General features: G+C 45.9%; 27 protein-coding genes. 13 read left to right on the forward strand and 14 right to left on the reverse strand.

Annotated features, from left to right (window positions below; all coding sequences use genetic code 11):
• The 7 genes from IT392_05520 to def form a co-directional block, all read right to left on the reverse strand.
• Window positions 1-546, reverse strand: a complete 546-nt coding sequence (locus IT392_05520; GenBank protein MCC6543948.1) for a cytochrome c3 family protein — start codon at window positions 544-546, stop codon at window positions 1-3.
• The gene (locus IT392_05525; protein ID MCC6543949.1) at window positions 512-931 is read right to left on the reverse strand and encodes a hypothetical protein; all 420 of its coding nucleotides are present in this window, start codon (window positions 929-931) and stop codon (window positions 512-514) included. The genes IT392_05520 and IT392_05525 overlap by 35 nt, the downstream gene beginning before the upstream one ends.
• Before the next feature lie 29 nt (window positions 932-960).
• Window positions 961-1,767: a cytochrome c3 family protein gene (locus IT392_05530; protein MCC6543950.1), complete on the reverse strand. Its 807-nt coding sequence runs from the start codon at window positions 1,765-1,767 to the stop codon at window positions 961-963.
• Between the two features lie 75 nt (window positions 1,768-1,842).
• Window positions 1,843-2,217 (reverse strand): cytochrome c3 family protein, encoded by a 375-nt coding sequence (locus IT392_05535; GenBank protein MCC6543951.1) that lies wholly within the window; start codon window positions 2,215-2,217, stop codon window positions 1,843-1,845.
• 129 nt (window positions 2,218-2,346) lie between these two features.
• Window positions 2,347-3,201, reverse strand: a complete 855-nt coding sequence (gene htpX, locus IT392_05540) for a zinc metalloprotease HtpX (GenBank protein MCC6543952.1) — start codon at window positions 3,199-3,201, stop codon at window positions 2,347-2,349.
• A gap of 141 nt (window positions 3,202-3,342) precedes the next feature.
• The gene (locus IT392_05545) at window positions 3,343-4,296 is read right to left on the reverse strand and encodes a methionyl-tRNA formyltransferase (GenBank protein ID MCC6543953.1); all 954 of its coding nucleotides are present in this window, start codon (window positions 4,294-4,296) and stop codon (window positions 3,343-3,345) included.
• 6 nt (window positions 4,297-4,302) lie between these two features.
• Window positions 4,303-4,839, reverse strand: a complete 537-nt coding sequence (def, locus tag IT392_05550; protein MCC6543954.1) for a peptide deformylase — start codon at window positions 4,837-4,839, stop codon at window positions 4,303-4,305.
• Between the two features lie 215 nt (window positions 4,840-5,054).
• On the opposite strand from def, the gene IT392_05555 reads away from it, so the two are divergent.
• Entirely contained in the window at window positions 5,055-5,528 is a 474-nt protein-coding gene (locus tag IT392_05555) for a TlpA family protein disulfide reductase (protein ID MCC6543955.1), read from the forward strand.
• 43 nt (window positions 5,529-5,571) lie between these two features.
• On the opposite strand, the gene lpdA is transcribed toward IT392_05555, so the two are convergent.
• Window positions 5,572-6,972: a dihydrolipoyl dehydrogenase gene (lpdA, locus tag IT392_05560; GenBank protein MCC6543956.1), complete on the reverse strand. Its 1,401-nt coding sequence runs from the start codon at window positions 6,970-6,972 to the stop codon at window positions 5,572-5,574.
• A gap of 89 nt (window positions 6,973-7,061) precedes the next feature.
• Between lpdA and IT392_05565 the strand changes: the two genes are divergently transcribed.
• Window positions 7,062-7,751: a response regulator transcription factor gene (locus IT392_05565; GenBank protein ID MCC6543957.1), complete on the forward strand. Its 690-nt coding sequence runs from the start codon at window positions 7,062-7,064 to the stop codon at window positions 7,749-7,751.
• Window positions 7,752-7,912: 161 nt separating this feature from the next.
• Window positions 7,913-8,923 carry an ATP-binding protein gene (locus IT392_05570; GenBank protein ID MCC6543958.1) on the forward strand — a complete coding sequence of 337 codons (1,011 nt, stop codon included), beginning with the start codon at window positions 7,913-7,915 and terminating at the stop codon, window positions 8,921-8,923.
• Between the two features lie 19 nt (window positions 8,924-8,942).
• On the opposite strand, the gene IT392_05575 is transcribed toward IT392_05570, so the two are convergent.
• A complete protein-coding gene (locus IT392_05575) occupies window positions 8,943-11,189 on the reverse strand; it encodes a beta-propeller domain-containing protein (GenBank protein MCC6543959.1) in 2,247 nt (748 codons plus the stop codon).
• Window positions 11,190-11,324: 135 nt separating this feature from the next.
• Between IT392_05575 and IT392_05580 the strand changes: the two genes are divergently transcribed.
• From IT392_05580 to IT392_05590, 3 genes are all read left to right on the forward strand, one after another.
• Window positions 11,325-12,008, forward strand: coding sequence for a DsbA family protein (locus IT392_05580; GenBank protein MCC6543960.1), 684 nt, complete (start codon window positions 11,325-11,327; stop codon window positions 12,006-12,008).
• 6 nt (window positions 12,009-12,014) lie between these two features.
• Window positions 12,015-12,509 (forward strand): DoxX family membrane protein, encoded by a 495-nt coding sequence (locus IT392_05585; GenBank protein MCC6543961.1) that lies wholly within the window; start codon window positions 12,015-12,017, stop codon window positions 12,507-12,509.
• 93 nt (window positions 12,510-12,602) lie between these two features.
• A complete protein-coding gene (locus IT392_05590) occupies window positions 12,603-12,794 on the forward strand; it encodes a hypothetical protein (protein ID MCC6543962.1) in 192 nt (63 codons plus the stop codon).
• Window positions 12,795-12,936: 142 nt separating this feature from the next.
• On the opposite strand, the gene IT392_05595 is transcribed toward IT392_05590, so the two are convergent.
• Window positions 12,937-13,956, reverse strand: a complete 1,020-nt coding sequence (locus tag IT392_05595; GenBank protein ID MCC6543963.1) for a Fic family protein — start codon at window positions 13,954-13,956, stop codon at window positions 12,937-12,939.
• Window positions 13,957-14,024: 68 nt separating this feature from the next.
• Here IT392_05595 and IT392_05600 point away from each other — a divergent pair, with 68 nt between their 5' ends.
• A complete protein-coding gene (locus IT392_05600; protein MCC6543964.1) occupies window positions 14,025-14,132 on the forward strand; it encodes a hypothetical protein in 108 nt (35 codons plus the stop codon).
• Between the two features lie 7 nt (window positions 14,133-14,139).
• Here IT392_05600 and IT392_05605 read toward each other — a convergent pair whose 3' ends face one another.
• Window positions 14,140-14,820, reverse strand: coding sequence for an SOS response-associated peptidase (locus tag IT392_05605; GenBank protein MCC6543965.1), 681 nt, complete (start codon window positions 14,818-14,820; stop codon window positions 14,140-14,142).
• A 307-nt stretch (window positions 14,821-15,127) separates the two neighbouring features.
• Between IT392_05605 and IT392_05610 the strand changes: the two genes are divergently transcribed.
• From IT392_05610 to IT392_05620, 3 genes are all read left to right on the forward strand, one after another.
• A complete protein-coding gene (locus tag IT392_05610) occupies window positions 15,128-15,412 on the forward strand; it encodes a BrnT family toxin (GenBank protein MCC6543966.1) in 285 nt (94 codons plus the stop codon).
• Entirely contained in the window at window positions 15,409-15,669 is a 261-nt protein-coding gene (locus tag IT392_05615) for a BrnA antitoxin family protein (protein ID MCC6543967.1), read from the forward strand. The genes IT392_05610 and IT392_05615 overlap by 4 nt, the downstream gene beginning before the upstream one ends.
• Window positions 15,670-16,140: 471 nt before the next feature.
• Window positions 16,141-16,401, forward strand: coding sequence for a BrnA antitoxin family protein (locus IT392_05620; GenBank protein MCC6543968.1), 261 nt, complete (start codon window positions 16,141-16,143; stop codon window positions 16,399-16,401).
• Between the two features lie 334 nt (window positions 16,402-16,735).
• Here the strand turns inward: IT392_05620 and IT392_05625 are convergent, their stop codons facing one another.
• From IT392_05625 to IT392_05635, 3 genes are all read right to left on the reverse strand, one after another.
• On the reverse strand, window positions 16,736-17,209 hold the full coding sequence (locus tag IT392_05625; protein ID MCC6543969.1) for a hypothetical protein: 474 nt from the start codon (window positions 17,207-17,209) through the stop codon (window positions 16,736-16,738).
• Window positions 17,145-17,864, reverse strand: coding sequence for a DUF433 domain-containing protein (locus IT392_05630; GenBank protein MCC6543970.1), 720 nt, complete (start codon window positions 17,862-17,864; stop codon window positions 17,145-17,147). The genes IT392_05625 and IT392_05630 overlap by 65 nt, the downstream gene beginning before the upstream one ends.
• A gap of 166 nt (window positions 17,865-18,030) precedes the next feature.
• Complete coding sequence (locus IT392_05635; protein MCC6543971.1) at window positions 18,031-18,654, reverse strand: hypothetical protein; 624 nt, start codon at window positions 18,652-18,654, stop codon at window positions 18,031-18,033.
• 52 nt (window positions 18,655-18,706) lie between these two features.
• On the opposite strand from IT392_05635, the gene IT392_05640 reads away from it, so the two are divergent.
• The 3 genes from IT392_05640 to IT392_05650 all read left to right on the forward strand — a co-directional run bounded on the left by IT392_05640 (window position 18,707) and on the right by IT392_05650 (window position 20,456).
• The gene (locus tag IT392_05640; GenBank protein ID MCC6543972.1) at window positions 18,707-18,937 is read left to right on the forward strand and encodes a hypothetical protein; all 231 of its coding nucleotides are present in this window, start codon (window positions 18,707-18,709) and stop codon (window positions 18,935-18,937) included.
• Between the two features lie 160 nt (window positions 18,938-19,097).
• On the forward strand, window positions 19,098-19,898 hold the full coding sequence (locus IT392_05645; GenBank protein MCC6543973.1) for a hypothetical protein: 801 nt from the start codon (window positions 19,098-19,100) through the stop codon (window positions 19,896-19,898).
• A complete protein-coding gene (locus IT392_05650) occupies window positions 19,899-20,456 on the forward strand; it encodes a DUF1788 domain-containing protein (protein ID MCC6543974.1) in 558 nt (185 codons plus the stop codon).
• The last annotated feature ends 5 nt before the right edge of the window (window positions 20,457-20,461 follow it).

Below are 20,461 nucleotides of genomic sequence, written 5' to 3' on the forward strand. Positions count from 1 at the left end.
TTATCTCTTTGGTTTTGAATGACATCGGGTGCAGTTTGAAAGAGGAAAGGCGACAATACCGTGGCATCTGCCGCAGAATTGTCCCTCTTCAATCTTCTTCATCGTTACTTTATTTGCGCCAGCCTGCATTATGAATATCTTTGGATGACAGTTATTGCACCCAAGCCACTCTGTGTGCGGGTAATGCGGGTATACAACATCAGGCAAATCGCCTTTTACCTTAAATATTATATCGAGATCTATAACAGGTGTGGTAGGTTTCCTAGGATCCAGAGAATCCTGCGGCTTAATAGTACCCTGCCTCAGAGACTTGACCCAGTCAATATTCCCATTGTTGTCTTTCGGCAATATCTGGAGTGGGATTGCCTGTTCCTGCTGGCCTTTTGGCTTTGGCGACGATTCTTTTATCTGCTGCGCATATAACAGTGATGATGAAAATAGATATAAAGTTATAAGCAGAAGACTGGATGGGAAAAATATCCGGCAGAGCCAGTGAGACATTCCGAAACTGTTATTCAGTCTTTTCAGGAGGTGTCTGGTCTGCATCCTCAGCAATTACTGCCCCCATCATGACATAATGAATATAGCAAAAGTATGGATACTCCCCTGACTTCTTGAATGTGTGACTCCATGATCCGCCTGGCGGAATTGGCGCAGAAGAAAGTTCTTTATCATTTGTTCCCTGGCCTGGTATGCTTGCGATAGGATGACTTCTATCGTCCTCATTAATCCATTTAACTGTATCACCGGTCTTGATCTTCAACAGGGCAGGATCAAATTTATCTTTCCCTCTCGGTATTTTGACCTCATGAACTACGGAACTTCCTGCTGGAGCTGAACTATTGTTATCAGCAGCTGACACAATTTCCAGATACGAGAACCCTGTTATAATTACAAACAGAATAATTATTCTTGAAGCAGATCGTAACAAAGCGATTCTCCTGAAATTATATCTGACATTTAGCGGCCTGTTTTAGCAGTCTCCTTAGGCTTAACGTGACATCTGCTGCAATCTGTCAGTGGAAAAGCGACCCTGTTATGGCATCTTCCGCAGTATTCTCCTGCAGCTATCTTCGCCATTGTCATCTCCGGGTTACCGCCAGCCTTCATCTGGAATATAGATGTGTGGCAATTTGTACAGCCCAGCCATAAGGTATGTACATAATGAGGATAAACAACATCTGCCATAAATTTACTCTTGGTCTGTATAACAATATCAAGATTGAATGGAGGCGCTGCCATCGCCCCTGGTTCAAGTGAGTCCAATGGTTTAATATTGCCATTCTTTATAGCTGCCGCCCAGTTCACCAACCCATATTGGTCCTTCGGCAATCTGGCCAGTTCCATAGCAGCCGGATGTTCCATTTGACCCATCTTCTCTGCATCTCCGGCAACAGCGGATGGATCGCCTGTCCCTGCAATAACTCCGCGGGAACTTAAATATATTAGAAGAGACGGATCTATGTTTTTATATTGAGCAGGTATCTTCTGTCCTGAAGCAGGGGCAGTTGATTTGACTGCAGGTGTCTGCTGAGCAAGTTCTACAGGGGGCGGTGCCGGCGCTGGTGCCGCAGCAGTTTCCGGCGCTGGAGTAGTTTCAACTACGGCAGGTTCTGCAGAAGGGGCTGCCTCAGTTTGTTCGGGCGGTGCTTCAATTCCTGCTGCATTTTCCTTTAGACCCAATTGCGAACATGACGCAGCGATAATTACAACAATTGATAAAATTACAGCAGATATTAAATACCTCAGATTTTTCTTGCACCTCATTATAAAGCCCCCCTCCCTCAACTTGATGGGGATATATCACTTTTCAGGATAAAAGTGGTTCTATCCACCAATTCGTTATTTCAAGAATCCCCGGGCCTCCGGGATTACAACAGTACTTGCACCGGAATGACATCTGTCACAGTAAATTGGCGCCCATGCAATTTTACCATTGTGGCATTTACCACAATACTCGCCCTGTATGATCTTCTGCATATTAATATCATTGGAACCCTGTCTCATAAGAAATATCTCTTCATGGCACACCTTACACTTGAATCTGATACGATGGAACCAGTGCGGGAACACTACTGGAGGCATACCTGCCTGCTCTGCGTATCTGTTCAAGGTAAGGTCGCCATATTCAGCTTGTGCCGGCGTTAGATCAACAAAGGCAAGAATAGCGAGGACAAAGGTTGAAATGAGGATACTGACTATGACTTTCTTTTTCATCGGTTACCACTCCTTTTCTAAATTTCAAATTTGAAATTTGAAATAACTTATCACATCAGGGTGTAAAGGTTCTTACCATAGAAAACGAAGGTTTGTCAACATAAATATTTCCTGGCGCTGTTGTTTGCTTTATCTTCTGCCTGCGATGGCCTCGAGACGTGCAATACGTTCCTCGATTGGCGGATGCGTGGAAAAGAGAGATAACATCCCGCCGCCTGTAAGCGGACTGACTATAAACATGTGTGCTGTGGCCGGGTTAGCGTTCATTGGAATCCGGCGTGAACCTGCCTGAAGCTTCTTCAAAGCCCCCGCTAATGACAGGGGATTACCACATATAGCAGCACCACTTTCGTCCGCCCTGTATTCACGAGACCGTGAAATAGCCATCTGGATTAACATGGCAGCTATTGGCGCCAGGATCATGACCGCTATAGCAATTACTGATCCAAACGGACTTCGGTCCTCATTATCCCTGCGTCCTCCTCCAAACATCAGTCCCCATGAGGCAATATGGCTTAAATAACTTATAGATCCTGCTATAGTAGCAGCCACCGTGCTGATTAATATGTCACGATTTTTTATATGGGAAAGTTCGTGAGCAACTACTCCTGCCAACTCGTCTCTTGAAAGCAGACTTAGAATCCCTGTCGTAACTGCTACTGCAGAATGTTCCGGATTCCTGCCGGTTGCAAAGGCATTAGGAGCAGGGTTTTCCATGATATATACCTTGGGCATCGGAAGACCGGCCCTCATTGCAAGCTCCCTGATCACGCCGTATAACTCAGGCAATTCTTTTTCAGTGACCTGCCTTGCCTTATACATGGCAAGAACAATCCTGTCGCTGAACCAGTATGCCCCGATATTCATAACACCTGCCATTACAAGTGCAATGGCAGCCCCGTTCTGCCCTCCCAGGATAGAACCTATAAATATGAACAGGACTGAAAGAACAGCTAAGAAAAAGGTTGTTTTTAATGTATTGATGTTCACTTACTTGCCCCTCCGGATTATGCAGCCTGACCTGAATATTATAAGCACCCAATGCGGTACAGTCAACTTCACCAGATAACAGCCGGGGCGACTGACTTTATGTTCCGTTCACATGGCCCCGGCCTAATACATTGTTCAGCCGACCATGCTGTTATTCAGAATTATTCCCGCACTGACTGCGTGTCCCCTGAGATATTCCCCCGCAGCCATCCTCTTTTTACCCTCTGACTGCATCTCTGTAATTCTTAAGGCTGCGTCTCCGGTCTTAACGACTATGCCATCAGGTCCGGCTTCTATAATCTCGCCTGGTGCTGATAGCGGGGAACAGTTTCCCAGTATAACCGCCCTCCATATCATCCATCTTGTCCCATTATAATATGTAAATGTCCCTGGCCACGGGTCAAATGCCCTTATCCTGTTATATATGTTCTCTGCGTTATCATTCCATTTTATCAGGCCATCCTCTTTCCGGATAACAGGAACATATGTTGCACTCTCATGCTGCTGAGGCACAGAAACTATTTCTCCCTTGTCCAGTCCGTCGAGTGTCTTCAAAAGAAGTTCAGCGCCTTTCACTGTCATCTTAAGGCCAAGACTGCCTGATGTGTCATCCCTTTCTATATCAATCCGTTCCTGGAGCAATATATCCCCGGCATCCAGTTCCGGAGTCATCAACATAGTGGTAACTCCGGTATAGCTCCTTCCGTCCAATATTGCATACTGTATAGGAGATGCACCGCGATATTCCGGCAGAAGGGATGCATGAACATTTACCGGACACTTCTTTGGTATTTGTAATATTTCGACAGGGATTATCCTGCCATATGCAACCACAACCAAATAGTCAGGCTCTGCGGACCTAATCATATCAGAGAATGAGGAGTCAGAGAGCTTCTTCGGCTGGAGCACAGGTATCCCCTGCAGCAGGGCATACTCCTTAACAGGAGACTGCGTAAGTTTATGGCCTCTACCTTTTGGTTTATCACTCTGAGTTACTACAGATACGACATTTCGTCCGCTGTTTATGACAGCTTTAAGAAATGGTACACTTATCGAGGGGGTCCCCATAAAAATGACCCTGGAAGTCATTCTGCCTTATAACCTTCCCGACATTTCGGCCCTTTGCTGGCGCTCGCGTTTTTTCATTCTTCTGAGAAACAGCCCTCTCTTGAGACTACTGAGATGATCTATGAACAATACGCCGTTTATGTGATCTATTTCGTGTTGAAAAACCCTTGCAAGAAGACCCTCTGCTGTTATTTCCATGCTGTTTCCATCCATGTCATTTCCCTTTACAGTTACAATCTCAGATCTGACTACCGACTCTCTGAAATCAGGGACACTAAGACAGCCCTCTTCCCCTTTCACCTCACCTTCTTTGAAGGTAATAACAGGATTAATAAAAACAGAATAATTTATAAGAGGTCCCTCGGATGAAAGTCCTGGGTCATAAATAAAGAGGCGTACAGGTTCACCCACCTGGACAGCGGCAAGACCAAGTCCCGGTATTGCATCCAGGGTATCCTTCATATCCTGGATAAGCCTTCGTAAATTATCATCCCATTTTTCTACCCGCCGGCTCATCTGACGGAGTATCGGGTCAGGATATTCTCTGATCCCACGCACAGACATTATAGAGTCCTCCTAACTTTCACTCTAACACCTGACACCTTAAAAATCAAGCTGATGCATGACAGATTATATGTAAATTCCCTTTCTAAATCATCAAAGTATATAAGCAACACATTTGATCAATCTGTCGTCTCTTTACTTTTCTGACATTTCTATTAATAATAGATTATAATAAGAAGGAGATCACTATGCAGAAAAAATTATTTGCAATAACTATGTTGTTGAGCTTTATCCTTTCATTGGGCACAGCCCTTGCCGCGTCTGTACCATTAGCCGGTGACAGGGCCCCTGAGTTTACCCTTAAATCCATTACAGGCGAAAGCGTATCGCTGTCTCAGTACAAAGGTTCAGTGATTGTACTGGGCCTGTTCCACATCTGTGAACCGTGCATGATTCAGGCGACACAGATGCAAAAACTTCTGAATGAGGGGCAGTCAAAAGCCGTATTCCTTGGGATTAATACTGCAGGAGACTCTGAGGAAGATGTCAGGTCCTACCTCAACCAATTTGAGACAAGGATAACCTTCTCTTATCTGTTAGACCCTGCACGGGATATCAATAAGAAATATTTCCAGAGGCTTATGCCTACTGTCCTCGTAATTGATGGCAACGGGATCATCAGATACAGGGGGTCCTCAACACCCGCGGCCCTGCTTCTATCAGAGATAAAAAAAGCGACTGCGAAATAGAGAGAAGTTACTCGGCCGGGATACAAAGCCGGCAGTTCTGACTTTAAATGTGGATTGCATTTCCTTCGACCAGATGCGCAGCTTCCTTTATTACCTCAGACAGTGTGGGGTGGGGAAATATCACATGAGAAATATCTGATGCCACAGCTTCAAGAGACATCGCTATGGAAAGTCCGCCGATAAGCTCTGATACTTCAGGCCCTATCATGTGAACACCGAGTATCTCACCGTTTTTTTTATCTGCAACTATCTTGACAAATCCACCCTCATCATCACCTGATATTATGGCCTTGCTGCTTGCAGTAAAGGGGAATTTGGCAGTCTTAACTTCGTATCCCCTCTCCTCTGCATCCTTCACTGTAAATCCGATACTGGCAACCTGAGGATTCGAATAATTCACCCTGGGGACTAAAGGGATCTTTATTGCCGGGGCCTCTTTCCCTGCAATGTGGAGAGCAACCAGAATCCCTTCCTGAGATGCCTTGTGCGCTAACAGAGGCGGACCTGCCAGGTCTCCAATGGCATAAATCCCTGCCTTAGACGTTTCATATCTTTCATTGACCTTAACGAATCCGTTCTGAAGCTCTATGCCGAGTTCTTCTATACCTGTATTGGCAGTTACAGGTCTTCTGCCCAGGGCAACAAGCATCCTGTCAGCCGTAAGCGTCTCACCCCTCCCGTCTTTCCCTTTAACACCGGCGTGAACCTTTCCATCTATAACCTTGACATTCTCAAGCGTGGTCTCAACCAGTATCTTTACCCCCCTTTTTACCATGGTACGCTTGAGTACAGTACTGATGTCGCGCTCCTCAAACGGCAGGATTGAATCTTTCATCTCAATGATAGCAACCTCCGTGCCGAGGGTATTAAAGAACCCGGCGAACTCAACACCAATATCCCCGCCGCCGGCAATAATCAAAGAAGAAGGCAGATCCTCCATTTGAAGGAGCTCATCGCTTGTAACAACATACCTGTCATCAAAAGGCATCCATGAAGGCCTCATTGTGCATGACCCTGTAGCAAGAATGACATTATTACTCTGAATCCCGCCAATCACTTTTCCGCCTTTTATTAATACCACCTTACCAGGAGCTGAAATTCGGCCTTCCGCTTCTATTACCTCAACCCCGTACTTCCTTAACAGCATCTTTACACCGTTGTGAAGTCTGGTTACAACAGCATCTTTTCTTCTGACAATCTGAAGAAAATCAAAACCGACTTTTTCAGATGTAATCCCGTACTCCTGAGACTTTTTAAAAAGGTGATACAGATGTGCAGAATGAAGAAGAGACTTGGTCGGGATACACCCCCTGTGCAGGCATGTTCCTCCTGCCTTATCCCTTTCAATGAGACATGTCTTCAGGCCCAGCTGTGCCGCCTTAATAGCGGCAACGTAACCGCCGGGGCCGCCCCCTATTACAGCTATATCATACATTTTGTCCAACGCATCTCCCCCATTAATGACTTTACAAATAATTCATGCTTTTGTAACATGATGGTAACAAAAAGATGTTATTTTTACAAACATAATACATGGTGAGTTTACGGGTGAAGCAAACTATCTTAGTAGTAGACGATGAGAACGATATATTGACACTTCTTAAGTATAACCTGGAGAAGGCCGGCTTTAATGTCTTATCTTCCCAGGACGGACCTGAGGCTGTTAGTACTGCGGCAAAGAAACGGCCTGACCTGATTATCCTTGACATTATGCTGCCAAGCATGGAAGGGACAGAGGTTTGCGGGGTACTTAAAAACCGTGAAACCACACGCGATATCCCTATCATAATGCTGACTGCAAAGGGTGATGAAATAGATCGTATTGTAGGTTTCGAGCTTGGCGCTGATGATTACATTATCAAGCCATTCAGCCCCAGGGAACTGGTGTTACGCGTTAAAGCAGTCTTGAAAAGGGGACAGGAAAAGGAGATCAAGGTCATCAAGGCCGGCCCTGTCAGTATAGATATAGGCAAGTCCACGGCAAGTGTTGATGGGAGGATATTGAGCCTTACTGCCACAGAGTACAAATTGCTTGTGGAACTTGCCAGGTCCCCAGGAAGGGTCCTTACCCGGGAGGTTCTGCTCGACCGGGTATGGGGCGAAGGATGTTTCGTCATTGACAGGACAGTGGACACACATATGACAAGGCTGCGGGAAAAACTCGGAGATTACGGCAGCTTTATTGAAACCGTACGTGGTTTTGGATACAGATTCAGGGAATAGTTAACTGTGTGCAATGAGAAGAATGGGTTTGTGAGGTTATTTTTGTATGAACTGTCATGAGCCGCGGGCTCGCAAAGTGGCATGAAAATCAGCGGGACATGAATGTCCCGCCTATCGCTGCGATAGACGGGGTTTTCTAACCCCGTCGTAGGGATTTTAGAGTGAAGCTATTAGAAGCCATAGTTAGAGAGATGGAGATAGGGGTGCTTGTTATTGACTCAGAAAAAAACATCCTCTTCACCAACCCCTTTTTTAAAGATTCCTTTCTGATGAGAGGGAGTGCATACGGGCAGAAAGTCTCAGATATACTTGGAGACAATAGCGTTCTCGATGCAATAGACAAAACACTTAGATCCAAAGACGCCACTCCTGGAAAGGTTATTATGGAGGGACAGAATGGGAATGTCCTTGAGGTACGACTGGTCCACTTTGTCGAAGAAACCATAAGGGGGCTGATAGGTTTTTTTCGCGACATTACAGAAGAAAAGAGGGTGGAAGCCATTAAGCGTGACTTCGTGGCTAATGTAAGCCATGAGCTGAGGACACCCCTGGCAAGCATAAAGGGATATGCAGAGACGCTGCTTGACGGTGCTATGAAGGACAGCGATATCCTTGATAAATTTCTCTCGATAATTGACAAACACGCAAACAGGATGACCGCCCTGATAGACGACCTCCTGATATTATCAAAGCTTGAATCACAGCAGATGCCGCTTAACCTCGAGGAAGTTGATATACAAGGATTAATTCAGGGTGTAATTCACAGCCTTGAAAAAAACGCCAGAGACAAGGGGTTGAAGTTAGTCGGTAATATTCAAAAAGATATACCTAAGATTATGAGCGACAAGGTGCGCCTTGAACAGGTTATAGTCAATCTAATTGACAATGCAGTTAAGTATACAAACCATGGTGAAGTCAGGTTGAATGCATTCATAGATGGCGAGACCTTGAGAGTGGATGTAGAAGACACCGGAACAGGCATCCCGGAAAAGGATTTAGCAAGGATATTCGAAAGATTTTATCGCGTAGACAAGGGCAGAAGCAGAGACCTTGGCGGCACCGGCCTCGGCCTCGCAATAGTAAAGCACATAATACAGGCCCATAACGGTAAGATTTGGGTGCACAGTCTGCCAGGCAAAGGCACGACATTTTCATTTTCAATACCGTTCTGACCTGACAATTCCCTTCAGGTTATTTTGGGCCTTCCGGATTCGATGGATCTGACCACAAGGCGGACCAGACCCTGCCCTCATGAATGAAATGCGCACTGTCATTTAAGATCAGGGCCCTGTCGCTGCCGTAGCCGTAATCGTAGACATTGTCATCGGATCGTTCTTCGGCAATCAATTGACCTGACTGCGTGAAACCTCTCTTTCCCTGTAGAGCGATATCAAAAAGATACAGGGCCGTATGAGTCCAATCATAATAATCCCATGGGTTCCCTGACATGTTTATGCTTAATGTATTATGGAGTCTTACAGGCAGCGCAACACGCGCCGGCTTTCCATCAACCGGAGGTATATAGGCAAAGGCATGATGATCCATCAAAGCATCCGTATCTGTCCCTCGCCGGCCGATCACTATGCTGTCCAACTCTACTGGTTTTGCAGGGTCCTGAACATCAAAGAGGGAGAGTTTCAACCCCTGGTACCAGGCCCCTCGACCATCGCCCGACCCTCCAGGACCATTATCGGGAATTGCATCCTTTCCGATACCGAGAAGCAGATTTTCACTTATTGGATGGAGAAATTCCGAATAACCTTTAATCTCAATCTCACCTGCAATATGGGGGGCCGCAGGGTCCTTTAAATCAATTACATAGAGCGGGTCCGTGATCCGGAATGTCACCAGATAGGCCCTGTCACCAAGGAAGCGTGCGGCATAAAGCCTCTCTCCCGGCTTCCCGATTGGTTCAGGATTCGCTTCATTCGGCAGGCGGGAGACCTCCACTAGACGTTCCTCTTCTCTGGTTTCTGATTCTTTCAATACAGTCAACATTGTTTGTGCACTGTCGTTCCAAGTCTCACCCAGAGAAGTGACGATTCGAAGGTATCCGTCCTTTTCACCCATTCGGAACGACTTCTTGTCCTGCTCCCATCCGAGATGCCCGGGAACAACACCTGAGCCTCTGTAAACCGGCTCAGCAGCCTCCAGAGAAAACTTATGCAAATCTGTCTTCACCTCAGGGCTCGAGTATGCAACCGTCATCCTATTGGTACTTGAAAAGCTCAGTTCATTACCGCTGAATAAAGGCATCGGTGCATAGCGATAGCGTGTCGTTGCCAGATAGATGGACTGCGGAGAGACATAGACCGACTCCGCCTGCCCAACTATACAGTTTGACCTTGGCGTTTGGGGTGATGCGAGGTCTATCGCCGTAATCGTAATGATGTCAGGCGTAGAAACATCCTCACCCGGCGTTGGCGGCAGGTAACAATTCTCCGGGGTCACCAGATCCGTCTTTTCATTATCATCAATCCTGATATCCGGCAACAGGTCTGAAAGAGAAGTGCCTGCCAGAAGAGCGGCATTGCTCTGTTTTTCCTTTTCCGTTCCAGGATATAATTTATAGCCTTCAATATAGGGGGTGTACCGTGAAACAATATAAATAATATCACCTATGCGGCGGCTTGCAATCAGATAACCGTCGAATGACATGTTAGCCAGACCCGCAGGTTTGGACGGATCACTTACATCGAACAGTTCTAAAGTAGTCTTGCCGCTTCTCCAGTTCCAGGGCATAAACCAGAACTCCATTGGGGTACCGGAGCTTCCAGTGCCTATAACCGCAAGGAGGTCAGTGGGCCCTTCATCACGGCCTGTCACCAGATAGAGACTATCTACCATTGAGGAGTCAGACAAACTGATCTTTGCTAATTCCGATGATGCCGGCGGGGAATCAGAAAGCTCCATTATCCTGACCTTATTGGCGTTTTCCCTATAGAAAGAGTCGTCTATACCGGACGATCCGCTAAATAAACCTGTATCATCAAGCGCAGTCATTCCCTCCATGAATCCGTAATAGGTGTAGGGACTCTTAACTGCCAAAAAAAGATGCCGCCCGTCGGTCTTTATCAGGTCCGCCTCATCTACTCCTGACTCCTGCAAATTGGTTGACGAAAATTCAGGCTGTGAGCTATCAGGAGAAGTCTTCACTTCCTGCCCTGACATAGTATTTGTGACGACGTTTACCTGCGTATCTGTAAAAATGACACCGCCTGAAGACATATCAAGGGACTGTTTCTTAATAGCCTCCTTGAGATATGTTTCCATAGCAGGAGGAGACACGAAACGGGCCAGTGAGTATTGGTAGTCTCGATCACCGGTAAGTTCATCGGTACCTACATGCCTGCCTGAATCATCACTGCTGACAGACCCGCAGCCAGAGGTTATGGTAAGAATAATTACAATTGCCGCAAGCCAGTTGACAGGTTTCATAATCTGATTCCATTATATCCTTCCAGCAATCTGTTGACAACTCAGGGGATCTTTATAAAAGCAATTTAGTAAGGTTGACACCCCCCCTCCTTTCTGATAATCTTTGCCAGGAAGCGACGATCTCACTGAAAATTCATGGGAAAAAGATCTCAGAAGCCCGCAGTACAAAAACCAAACCGAAGCAGGAGGGCTAAACGCCGTTCCTGGATAGCTGCAGGAATCCTTATAGCAATCATCCTGACTGGATACCTCTTATCCCGCATACCGGAGATTGGATCCACCTACGGTGAGGGAGATCCGGTCAAGGGAGCCGCTAAGGCCAGGGTCAGGATCGTGGAATACAGCGACTTCCAATGCCCGGCATGCAGGAATGCCCAGGGGGCATTAAAACAAATAATTGAAGAATATGGAGAGAAGGTACAGATCATCTTTAATGACTTTCCGCTTGTCTCAAACCACCCAAATGCCCTTCCGGCTGCAGAGGCCGCCCAATGTGCCTATGTTCAAAACAGGTTCTGGGAGTATCATGACCTCCTCTTCGAGAGACAGGATATCTGGGCCCCGACGACCGATCCGCAGCCATATTTCCTGGATTACGCTAAGGAAACAGGACTTAACATAGAACAGTTCACCCGGTGCACTGAAAACCGGGAAACCAAAAAGGCCGTCAGCACGGATATGAAAGAAGGGGAATCCCTCCGTATCCGCTCAACCCCCACTTTTTTTATCAACGATACCCGCTTAGTCGGCCAGGCGACCTACAACAACTTCAAGGATGCTATTGACTCTCAATTAGGCAGAGGGAATAAGGGAGAATAAGCCTGTATGGCCTTATGGGGAAACTTGAGATGGATTAGTAATCCCATCCTCCTTCTAACGATCCGTCTTCTTTTCGGCGCTTTTTTCATTTTCACAGGCGTGTTGAAACTGATGGAACCCCGTGCGGAATTTGAGGCCGTAATCCGTGCTTATCAGATCTTTCCGGCAGCCGTTATCCCATGGATCTCTCTTACTCTCCCCTGGATAGAATTAACGGTGGGGACCTGTCTCGCCCTCGGATTCCTGACAACAATCGCCGCCTGGATGGCCGGGGCAACTCTGCTGGGGTTCACCCTGGCATTAGGCTACACAGTGGTCATGGGAATCAACCTGGAGGACTGCGGCTGTTTCGGGTCTATCGGGTTTAAACAGAGTGGTTCCACTGCCTTTATCCGAAACCTGATCCTCCTTACCCTGTACGTCCCAATTCTCCTATATCCAGCACAGGCATGGAGTCTCGACGCATTTTTAGAGAAGGAACATGTTAATATTGATTCATGAGCGTAATCATCAGAGAAGTTAAGGATTAATGCAATAAAAACACTCCATGACAGTGGTATCAGGACATACGCCTTTATAGGACCAGTGCTCCCTATGAATCCTGATGCCCTTATAGAAAGGCTGCGCCCCCATGCTGACAGCGTTATTATTGACGGGATGAACGATACCTCAAAGACAATGCAAATATACAGAAAGATGAACCTGACCAAATGGCTTGACAGGGGTTTTACAGACGATGTTATTATGAGATTGAAGAATGGCTTTGAATATGTAATCCCTCTGTAAAAAGTTAAGGATGTGAGCATCCACTGGAGATCCGGGTGGTGGACGGGAAGTTCACAGACCTGAAAAAGGCAAAGATGCTGGCATTTAAGGAAGACAAATCGCTCAGCGCCCTGATACGGGAATCGCTTGAGGAGAAGAAGACCTATGGGAGACGGTATGTCGTGGCCCTTGTTTGTCCTTCCCGGATAACGAGTCCTGAATCTGTTAACGGCTTGATGATCTGCCCGATACGAGCCCTTGTCAGTGAGAAGGCCTTTTCTATATCAGGGGATTTGACGCGGCCCTTGTCCCTCAAGAAACGCAGGATATCCTCCTGCCTTTTTGTAAGCACCATGTGGGGGGCCTGGACCGAAATGCTTAACCCGATGATCCGCTCTTTTACCTTTTGAAGTGTCCTTATCACGCCCTCTGCCACATATTCGAGCCAGTAACCAAGGTCATCGTCAAGGTCCCGTGCCTGCTGGATCTTCTGGTAGTAGCGCTGCCTGTCCTGTTCGAAAAATTCGTCGAGTGCAAATAGATGATGGGTATCAAAACCTCCGGAGTAAAACAGCCAAATAGCAAGGGCCCTTGATATGCGCCCGTTACCGTCAGCGAAGGGGTGAATCGAGACGAGGCGGTGATGGGCAATAGCACCTGCTATTATGGGATGCAGGGCTTCCGAGCCCGTAGAGTTTATCCATTCGAGGAGTTCCAGAGTAAGTGGTTTGGCCTTATCAGGCGGTGGAGGCGAATAGACTGCAATTCCACGGTGGTTTACTATCCGATTGGGCCTGGTTTTATAATGTCCCGATTTATCGTCTGAGAGGATTTTCCGGGTCAGAAGCCGGTGCAGGTGTAAAAGGTCAGACTCCCTGATCAGTGCGCCGGACTTCCTGCCCCATATCCAGTGCATGGCCGCAAGCGCATTGAGTATCTCCTGTTTATCCGTTGTCGTCGCACCAGTCTCTTCTCCCCGTGCGATGGCTGCCACCTCAGGAAGCGTCAGGGGGTTTCCCTCTATGGCCGTAGTGGAATGGGCCAATCGTGCCGCAGTCTCACGTTGAAGGACCGGCAGCCACGAGACATCCACCACAGCAGAGTTGATCCATACCCTGATCTCAGTTGCAAGAGTGACCAGGCGGAGGAGTTCCGGGCTTATATCAAAATGCGGCTTATACATACCGGCCATGATAGCAGTTATGTAAAGTTTATGTCAAGGCTTTCGTAAAGTACCATATCTTGTTTCTCATCAGGCTGCCGTCCTCACTTCTTGAGCGGATCAAGGTAGAAGCCAATAAGAGGGATGTACCTTACCAATCGCTGATCAAAGTTTGGCTTGCGGAGAGGGTGGGATAATCGCCTGTCACCCAGCTTCTAATTCCTGATAGCTCTTAATATTATCAGGCGAATCATTCCCTGGAGAATTTACTACCGTTGACACACGATATGCTTCCATGTTTTCTGAATCATAAGGAGTAAGTAAAGGCAGTATCCTTCTTTCATCCTGAATGTCCGGGTTAAGCCATTCTGAACGGCTGTCTTCGGGAATGATAACCGGCATTCTGTTGTGAATTGGTTCCAGTAAAGAATTAGCGTTGGTCGTGATGATAGTGCCGGTACATATAAGGCTATCATCAGGAGTCTGCCAGTAACTATATAGCCCTGCAAAGCCAAAGGGCCTGCCGGACTTAAGATGTATATAATATGGTTTCTTTTCTTTGCCAACCTTTTCCCACTCATAGAATCCATCTGCAACAACAAGGCAGCGGTGCCTCCGGATGGCGGATTTAAAGATCGGTTTTTCTGATAGTGTCTCAGCCCGTGCATTTATCATCTTGTAACCTATATGCATGTCTTTTGCCCATGGTGGGATAAAACCCCACCTGCACTTGATAAGTTTACGGTCTCCCTCAAAAAGGACTATGAGGATTTCCTGCGATGGGGCAATATTATAGGCCGGGCTAAATGCCATATCCCCCGGATCAACGGAAAATTCCAGGGCTATTTTACGTATTGAACTGAATATAACGAAACGTCCGCACATGTGGATTAATCCCAAGTCTACTATATAAAGAATTCAATATCTCTTTTTCAAATTATCTCATATGTTAAAAAATGCTGCTATAAAAAAACAGCGATGTTATAATGATTTTGGGTCTGGGTCGGGGTCGGACCAAGCCAACTCATTTATTTAATTCATGAAATAGATTTTTATTACAGCATTTAAAGCCTTAGATGACCATTTTAACCCCGAAAAACCTCTATTTAAGGTAAACAGGGTTCACATAGAATTGCTGCTGTTTTCCTTCTGGCGTTGACGACTATAAGTATATTATGGTAATATACTAGACATGATTGACCTTCAGAAAATAGAAGGCTTCGACTGGGACGCAGGAAATGCCAGGAAAAGTGAAAAACACGGGGTCACTCAGACAGAGGCTGAACAGATCTTCTTCAATGAACCATTGTTAATGCTTCATGACGAAAAACACAGCCACTCTGAATCGAGGTTTCACGCCCTCGGTAAAATCAGTGATGGAAGACTTCTGCACATAACGTTCACTCTGAGATCTGAAGGCACTAAAATCCGGGTGATATCCGCCCGGGATATGCATTACAGGGAGAAAATCCTATGAAACCAAAACTGAAACCAATCCCTAAATTTAAATCTGAGAAAGCAGAACGGAAATTCTGGGAGACCCATGACTCGGCAGAATATCTGGACTGGTCGAAGGCTGTAGAGGCCCGCTTACCCAATCTGAAGTCTTCCACACAGGCTATTTCCATCAGGCTGCCGGCCTCACTTCTTGAGCGGATCAAGATAGAAGCCAATAAGAGGGATGTACCTTACCAATCGCTGATTAAAATTTGGCTCGCGGAGAGGGTGGGATAATTTCGGTGAATTATTCGACGCGACTGAGGACGCACCACGGATTGTCATCGGAGTAATCTTCAGTATGTCTCATAAGCCTCGTAAGCAATCGTTAAGAACTCACCTAAATCTTGTGGGGTTATTATAGACTCTATTGCAAAATCATACATCCGGATATTAACATCAATGACCTCTTATATTTCCTCATCCACATACTCTTTCCCATAGCCCCAAACCGGCCCCGTGTCCCAAATAAAAGGTGATCTGGTAAAAGTCGCTACAAAATAAAATGCAGTTACGGCATATAAATATTCTCATTATGCCACTCAATGAATTTTATTGCCGGGCTGTCTGAATCGTTCCTGGGAAGATTGATCAGATGCTTGCCATGTAAGGCATAGTATTCTTGTCCGGAATTCGGACTCAGATCTGAAGGCACAAAAATCCGGGTGATATCCGCCCGGGATATGCATTACAAGGAGAGAAAATCCTATGAAACCAAAACTGAAACCCATCCCTAAATTTAAATCTGAGAAGGCAGAACGGAAATTCTGGGAGACCCATGACTCGACCGAATATCTGGACTGGTCAAAGGCTGTAGAAGCCCGCTTACCCAATCTGAAGTCTTCCACACAGCCTATTTCCATCAGGCTGCCGGCCTCACTTCTTGAGCGGATCAAGATAGAAGCCAATAAGAGGGATGTACCTTACCAATCGCTGATCATAATTTGGCTAGCGGAGAAGGTGGGATAATAGCCTGTCACCCAGCGTTTAATTCCTGATAGCGCTTATGTTAAAATAATCACCTGTGCCCATTCCCTGTGAAAGAATCTGAATATGGAAGAGAAGGGCAAGAAGTAGCTTACCTCGTAAGCAACCGGTAAGAAATCACCTGAGTCTTGCGGAGTTATAATGGAGTCTTTTGCAAAATCATTCATCCGGCATTAACATTTTTTTATACTCTGGGAGGTATCGGCTTTATGGTGCCGGGCGTACATCCGCGATAGTAGTTATGTCATATTACCATAGACGTTTCGTGAACTGCTCAATTGAGTGATCAGAAGGATATATTGGATTCAATATTTGTTCAAGAATTGTTATTTCTATCTGGGAAGACATCAAGGCAGTTAATTTTACCGCTCCTTGTAATTGTAGCAATAAACGGAGGATGATTTTTCTTTGCGAATCTGATAATCGCAGGTAGTGATTTAACAAAAATATCTGCCATTTGTTGTCCAGTAAGATTTTTTGCTGTTAGAATAAATACCCCCACTTTTGATTCTTGTAAGACGGTACGTTCAATACTTCGGTATCTGATTCTTTCATCCTTCGTTATAACTATCCACCCCTGCCTTCCAACTTCTGAAAGCCATGTCTGATCGTTTGTATCTGGAGAAAAATGATCATCATGAATCTCAACTTTGGCGCCGGCCTGACGAAATGCTGAGGAAATGACATTTTTTCCTAATGATCTATCAATGAATAAGACAAAGTTTTCAGGCTGCCTGAGGGTAGAGTTCGCATCGTATTGCTTCTTCGATCTGGACTTTCTGGATACCATAATCTTTTGCTAATTCGTTAATTGATTCTCCTGCCTTATACCGTTCTGCTATAATTAACGTTGGAATACCCGTTCCTGCCAAGACAGGTCTGCCAAAGGAAGTTTTGGGGTCAATGACAACCGTTTTTGGTTCTTCATAATCTTGTCTTCGTGTAAACAGATATAGTCGTACCGGCAAACCGTCCGGCCCCCTTTCAATGCGGCTAAGATGAGCCCTTAGCAGATCCATAATTGCAAGTTGACCCTCTCTTGAAATACTTACCAATTGACCATATTTTTCTATAAAAAGATCTAATCCGTCAGTTACAAACGTATTATCAGTCAGGGGATGTTTCGAAGGAAAATGTCTTCCTAAATAAGCCAGCGCCTTTCTGACCTTATTTAAAGAAATATTATGTTTCCTTCGTATAGCATTAAGAATATGAGCCTCCACTAAATTATTAAATGATAGAAGCAGATAAGGTGAAATCTGTGCAGGATAAATAATGGGTTTAAAAAACTTCTTTTTCTTTCTTTCTAAATAATGACGCCCCACCACCCAGGACCGGAGAGTTGAAACAGGCATGCAAAGATAATGGGCAGCCTCTGTAAGGCTATACGAAGGCAGCTCACGGGGTTCATGTTTATACTGGCTATTCGAATTATTTTTGGACATATCTCTCCTTCCTATTTAACCTTCGTCTATTATTAATGTCAAGAAAAAAGGATGCAGTTCAGGATGGTAAAAAAAACATGTTCATTTGTTTCTATGATAAAATGGACTTGCGGTGAATTATCCGACGCGACTGAGGACTCATCAAGGATTGACATCGGAGTAATCTTCAGTATGCCTCATAAGCCTCGTAAGCAATCGTTAAGAACTCACCTAAATCTTGTGGAGTTATTATAGACTCTATTGCAAAATCATACATCCGGATATTGACATCAATGACCTTTTTTATTTCCTCATCCACATACTCTTCCCCATAGCCCCAACCGGCCCCATGTCCCGAATAAAGGGTGATCTGGTAAAAGTCTATGCCTTGTTTCTCTAATGCCCTGTCTATTGACAGGGTCGGGGGACAACCTGCAAACCTGCTGTTACCCAATATATCAATTATTACCCGGATATCATTTTCCTGAGATAAGGTCAAATAAAATTCTCTTTCAAGCATCCAGCCTATTGCAGAACAACTCAACGTTCCTTTAAAGAAGGCATATCTTCCATCAGAAAGGACAAAGGTTAATGACCTCGTTAGCATCTGGCCTATTACCCACTCTGTTTCCGGTTTTGACTCCGGGGAGTAGTCATAGCCACTGGCCTCAAGACAGCTATGAATAACCGGCCAGAATCTTTTTTTGAGAAGATCGTTTAGAGGTTTCTTTACATCCGGTTTTTCAAGTATGACAAAATCACTTGATTTACGGGGCTTCATTGCTTCTTTTAAAATCCAATCCTGTTTCATTTGCCGCTCTCCATAATAATATACTGGACATTATATACTGGCTCATCAGGTCTTGCTGAATTTGAACCGTTACTCATCTTCAAATCCATGGCTGGTAAACTTCAGTGTCCGGGCGTTTTGGGTATCCGCGGACGGCCCGGCCAACAGCCATTCGTATGCCGGCTGTAAAGTAATATCGGGCGGCGCGTTGTCAGGCGCACCTTCGCGCGTCAGGGTCAGAAGAAGCTTGCGCGCCCCTGGCATGCACTCCGCCATATGGCCGGCTGCAATGCTGACGAGCTGATTGATGCGGCTTACATCCTCACGTGCGAGACCGGTTATGGAACCGTCGTCAGCCACACCCGGCATGTTGATATATTTTATAAATTTATATGGCCGGCAAATATGCCGGCCACATAAATTTACTCATTGACATTTTCGCTTAGGTTAAATATAATCCCTGCATGAACTTAGTATCTGGACAATTTTCCCCCTCATCAGGCCCGGCCCCTACCGCTGAAAAATCTGGATTTCGCTTCGGCGATAAAGGGACACATACCAGTCGCACCATTATGTTCGAGGAGCTTTCTACCCTTCTAAAATGTACTAGCCCAACATCTTCTCGTTCAGACTATACCACACACATCATCGAACAGAACTGTCTTGCAAAGAGCACTGCGGCAACTCGCCGTCTTACTAATCAACGACTTGGCGAGCTCTATGCCCTGAATAATTTAGTTCCGATCTTTAGGGTTTTGCGACATCTCTGGGCTATGGATGAAAGCGCCCGAAGGCTTCTTGCCCTCACATGTGCCCTTGCCCGTGACCCTCTGTTAGCTGCCTCAGCGCCAGTGATCATGTCATTATCTGAAGGGAGAGAATTTCTAAGAGATCCTCTGAAGGAAGCCATAAAAAACCATGTTGGTGACCGGTTGAAGGAGACGATCATTGACAAAGTTGTTCGTAACATTGCAAGTTCATGGTCTCAGTCCGGACACCTTGAAGGACGCACATTCAAGAAACGAAGACGTGTTGAGCCGCGTGCTGTGAACATTGCTTACTCACTTTTCATGGGATACATGGCTGGTTTTCGCGGTCAGGAACTCTTTTCATCCGGATGGATCACTGTGCTTGACTGTACCCCATCGGCTGCCATGGAATTAGCGCTGGATGCAAAGCGCATGGGACTTATTGATATGAGGACTGCAGGCGGGGTAATTGAGCTTAACCTTTCACGGCTCGATCCAAAGGGAGGGACAGGATAGATGGGGAAAATTGAAGAGCTAGCTGAAAAATACAGCAGGCATATATCACTTCCGTGGCAGCAGACAATATCCGGGGCACAGCGTATCATCATTATTGTCTATGACAAAGAGCTTGAACGCACGCTTCGCTCCCGGAAGAGTGCATTCGAAAATGCGACCAAAGAGACAGGCCATAAGTGGTTTGAGGTAGACATTACTAGGGCATTTGCGCTATGGATGTTTGGTGACGAATATCGGGAGGCCTATTTTGAAGCTCCGGAAGATTTGGAGCTCAAGCTGGAGGCGGAGTTTGCTCAATATGTCGCAGATCAGATCATTGCCTGCCTTGACATGCCTGATGCAGACACTACTTCTGTAGTGGCTGTTTACGGTGCAGGCTCGTTGTTCGGCCTCGCACGTGTTTCGGAGGTACTTAAGTTGATCGAGCATAGAATAAAAGGAAGGCTCGTCGTCTTTTTCCCCGGTCATTTTGAGGACAATAACTACCGTTTGCTCGATGCCCGTGACGGATGGAATTATATGGCAATACCAATATCTTTGCATGGAGGAGGTGCTTAACATGA

This window comes from Nitrospirota bacterium (genome assembly GCA_020846775.1).
Classification (GTDB): Bacteria; Nitrospirota; 9FT-COMBO-42-15; order HDB-SIOI813; family HDB-SIOI813; genus RBG-16-43-11.

Excerpts from the sequence above, each read along its gene's own strand:
- IT392_05630 (MCC6543970.1), bottom strand. The coding sequence starts at position 17,864 with ATGTCCAAAAATAATTCGAATAGCCAGTATAAACATGAACCCCGTGAG.
- IT392_05545 (MCC6543953.1), bottom strand. The coding sequence starts at position 4,296 with ATGACTTCCAGGGTCATTTTTATGGGGACCCCCTCGATAAGTGTACCA.
- IT392_05565 (MCC6543957.1), top strand. The coding sequence starts at position 7,062 with ATGGTGAGTTTACGGGTGAAGCAAACTATCTTAGTAGTAGACGATGAG.
- IT392_05585 (MCC6543961.1), top strand. The coding sequence starts at position 12,015 with ATGGCCTTATGGGGAAACTTGAGATGGATTAGTAATCCCATCCTCCTT.
- IT392_05595 (MCC6543963.1), bottom strand. The coding sequence starts at position 13,956 with ATGTATAAGCCGCATTTTGATATAAGCCCGGAACTCCTCCGCCTGGTC.
- IT392_05580 (MCC6543960.1), top strand. The coding sequence starts at position 11,325 with ATGGGAAAAAGATCTCAGAAGCCCGCAGTACAAAAACCAAACCGAAGC.
- IT392_05575 (MCC6543959.1), bottom strand. The coding sequence starts at position 11,189 with ATGAAACCTGTCAACTGGCTTGCGGCAATTGTAATTATTCTTACCATA.
- IT392_05520 (MCC6543948.1), bottom strand. The coding sequence starts at position 546 with ATGCAGACCAGACACCTCCTGAAAAGACTGAATAACAGTTTCGGAATG.
- IT392_05555 (MCC6543955.1), top strand. The coding sequence starts at position 5,055 with ATGTTGTTGAGCTTTATCCTTTCATTGGGCACAGCCCTTGCCGCGTCT.
- IT392_05610 (MCC6543966.1), top strand. The coding sequence starts at position 15,128 with ATGATTGACCTTCAGAAAATAGAAGGCTTCGACTGGGACGCAGGAAAT.
- IT392_05590 (MCC6543962.1), top strand. The coding sequence starts at position 12,603 with ATGAATCCTGATGCCCTTATAGAAAGGCTGCGCCCCCATGCTGACAGC.
- IT392_05530 (MCC6543950.1), bottom strand. The coding sequence starts at position 1,767 with ATGAGGTGCAAGAAAAATCTGAGGTATTTAATATCTGCTGTAATTTTA.
- IT392_05605 (MCC6543965.1), bottom strand. The coding sequence starts at position 14,820 with ATGTGCGGACGTTTCGTTATATTCAGTTCAATACGTAAAATAGCCCTG.
- IT392_05615 (MCC6543967.1), top strand. The coding sequence starts at position 15,409 with ATGAAACCAAAACTGAAACCAATCCCTAAATTTAAATCTGAGAAAGCA.
- def (MCC6543954.1), bottom strand. The coding sequence starts at position 4,839 with ATGTCTGTGCGTGGGATCAGAGAATATCCTGACCCGATACTCCGTCAG.
- IT392_05535 (MCC6543951.1), bottom strand. The coding sequence starts at position 2,217 with ATGAAAAAGAAAGTCATAGTCAGTATCCTCATTTCAACCTTTGTCCTC.
- IT392_05635 (MCC6543971.1), bottom strand. The coding sequence starts at position 18,654 with ATGAAACAGGATTGGATTTTAAAAGAAGCAATGAAGCCCCGTAAATCA.
- IT392_05650 (MCC6543974.1), top strand. The coding sequence starts at position 19,899 with ATGGGGAAAATTGAAGAGCTAGCTGAAAAATACAGCAGGCATATATCA.
- IT392_05620 (MCC6543968.1), top strand. The coding sequence starts at position 16,141 with ATGAAACCAAAACTGAAACCCATCCCTAAATTTAAATCTGAGAAGGCA.
- IT392_05645 (MCC6543973.1), top strand. The coding sequence starts at position 19,098 with ATGAACTTAGTATCTGGACAATTTTCCCCCTCATCAGGCCCGGCCCCT.
- IT392_05625 (MCC6543969.1), bottom strand. The coding sequence starts at position 17,209 with ATGGTATCCAGAAAGTCCAGATCGAAGAAGCAATACGATGCGAACTCT.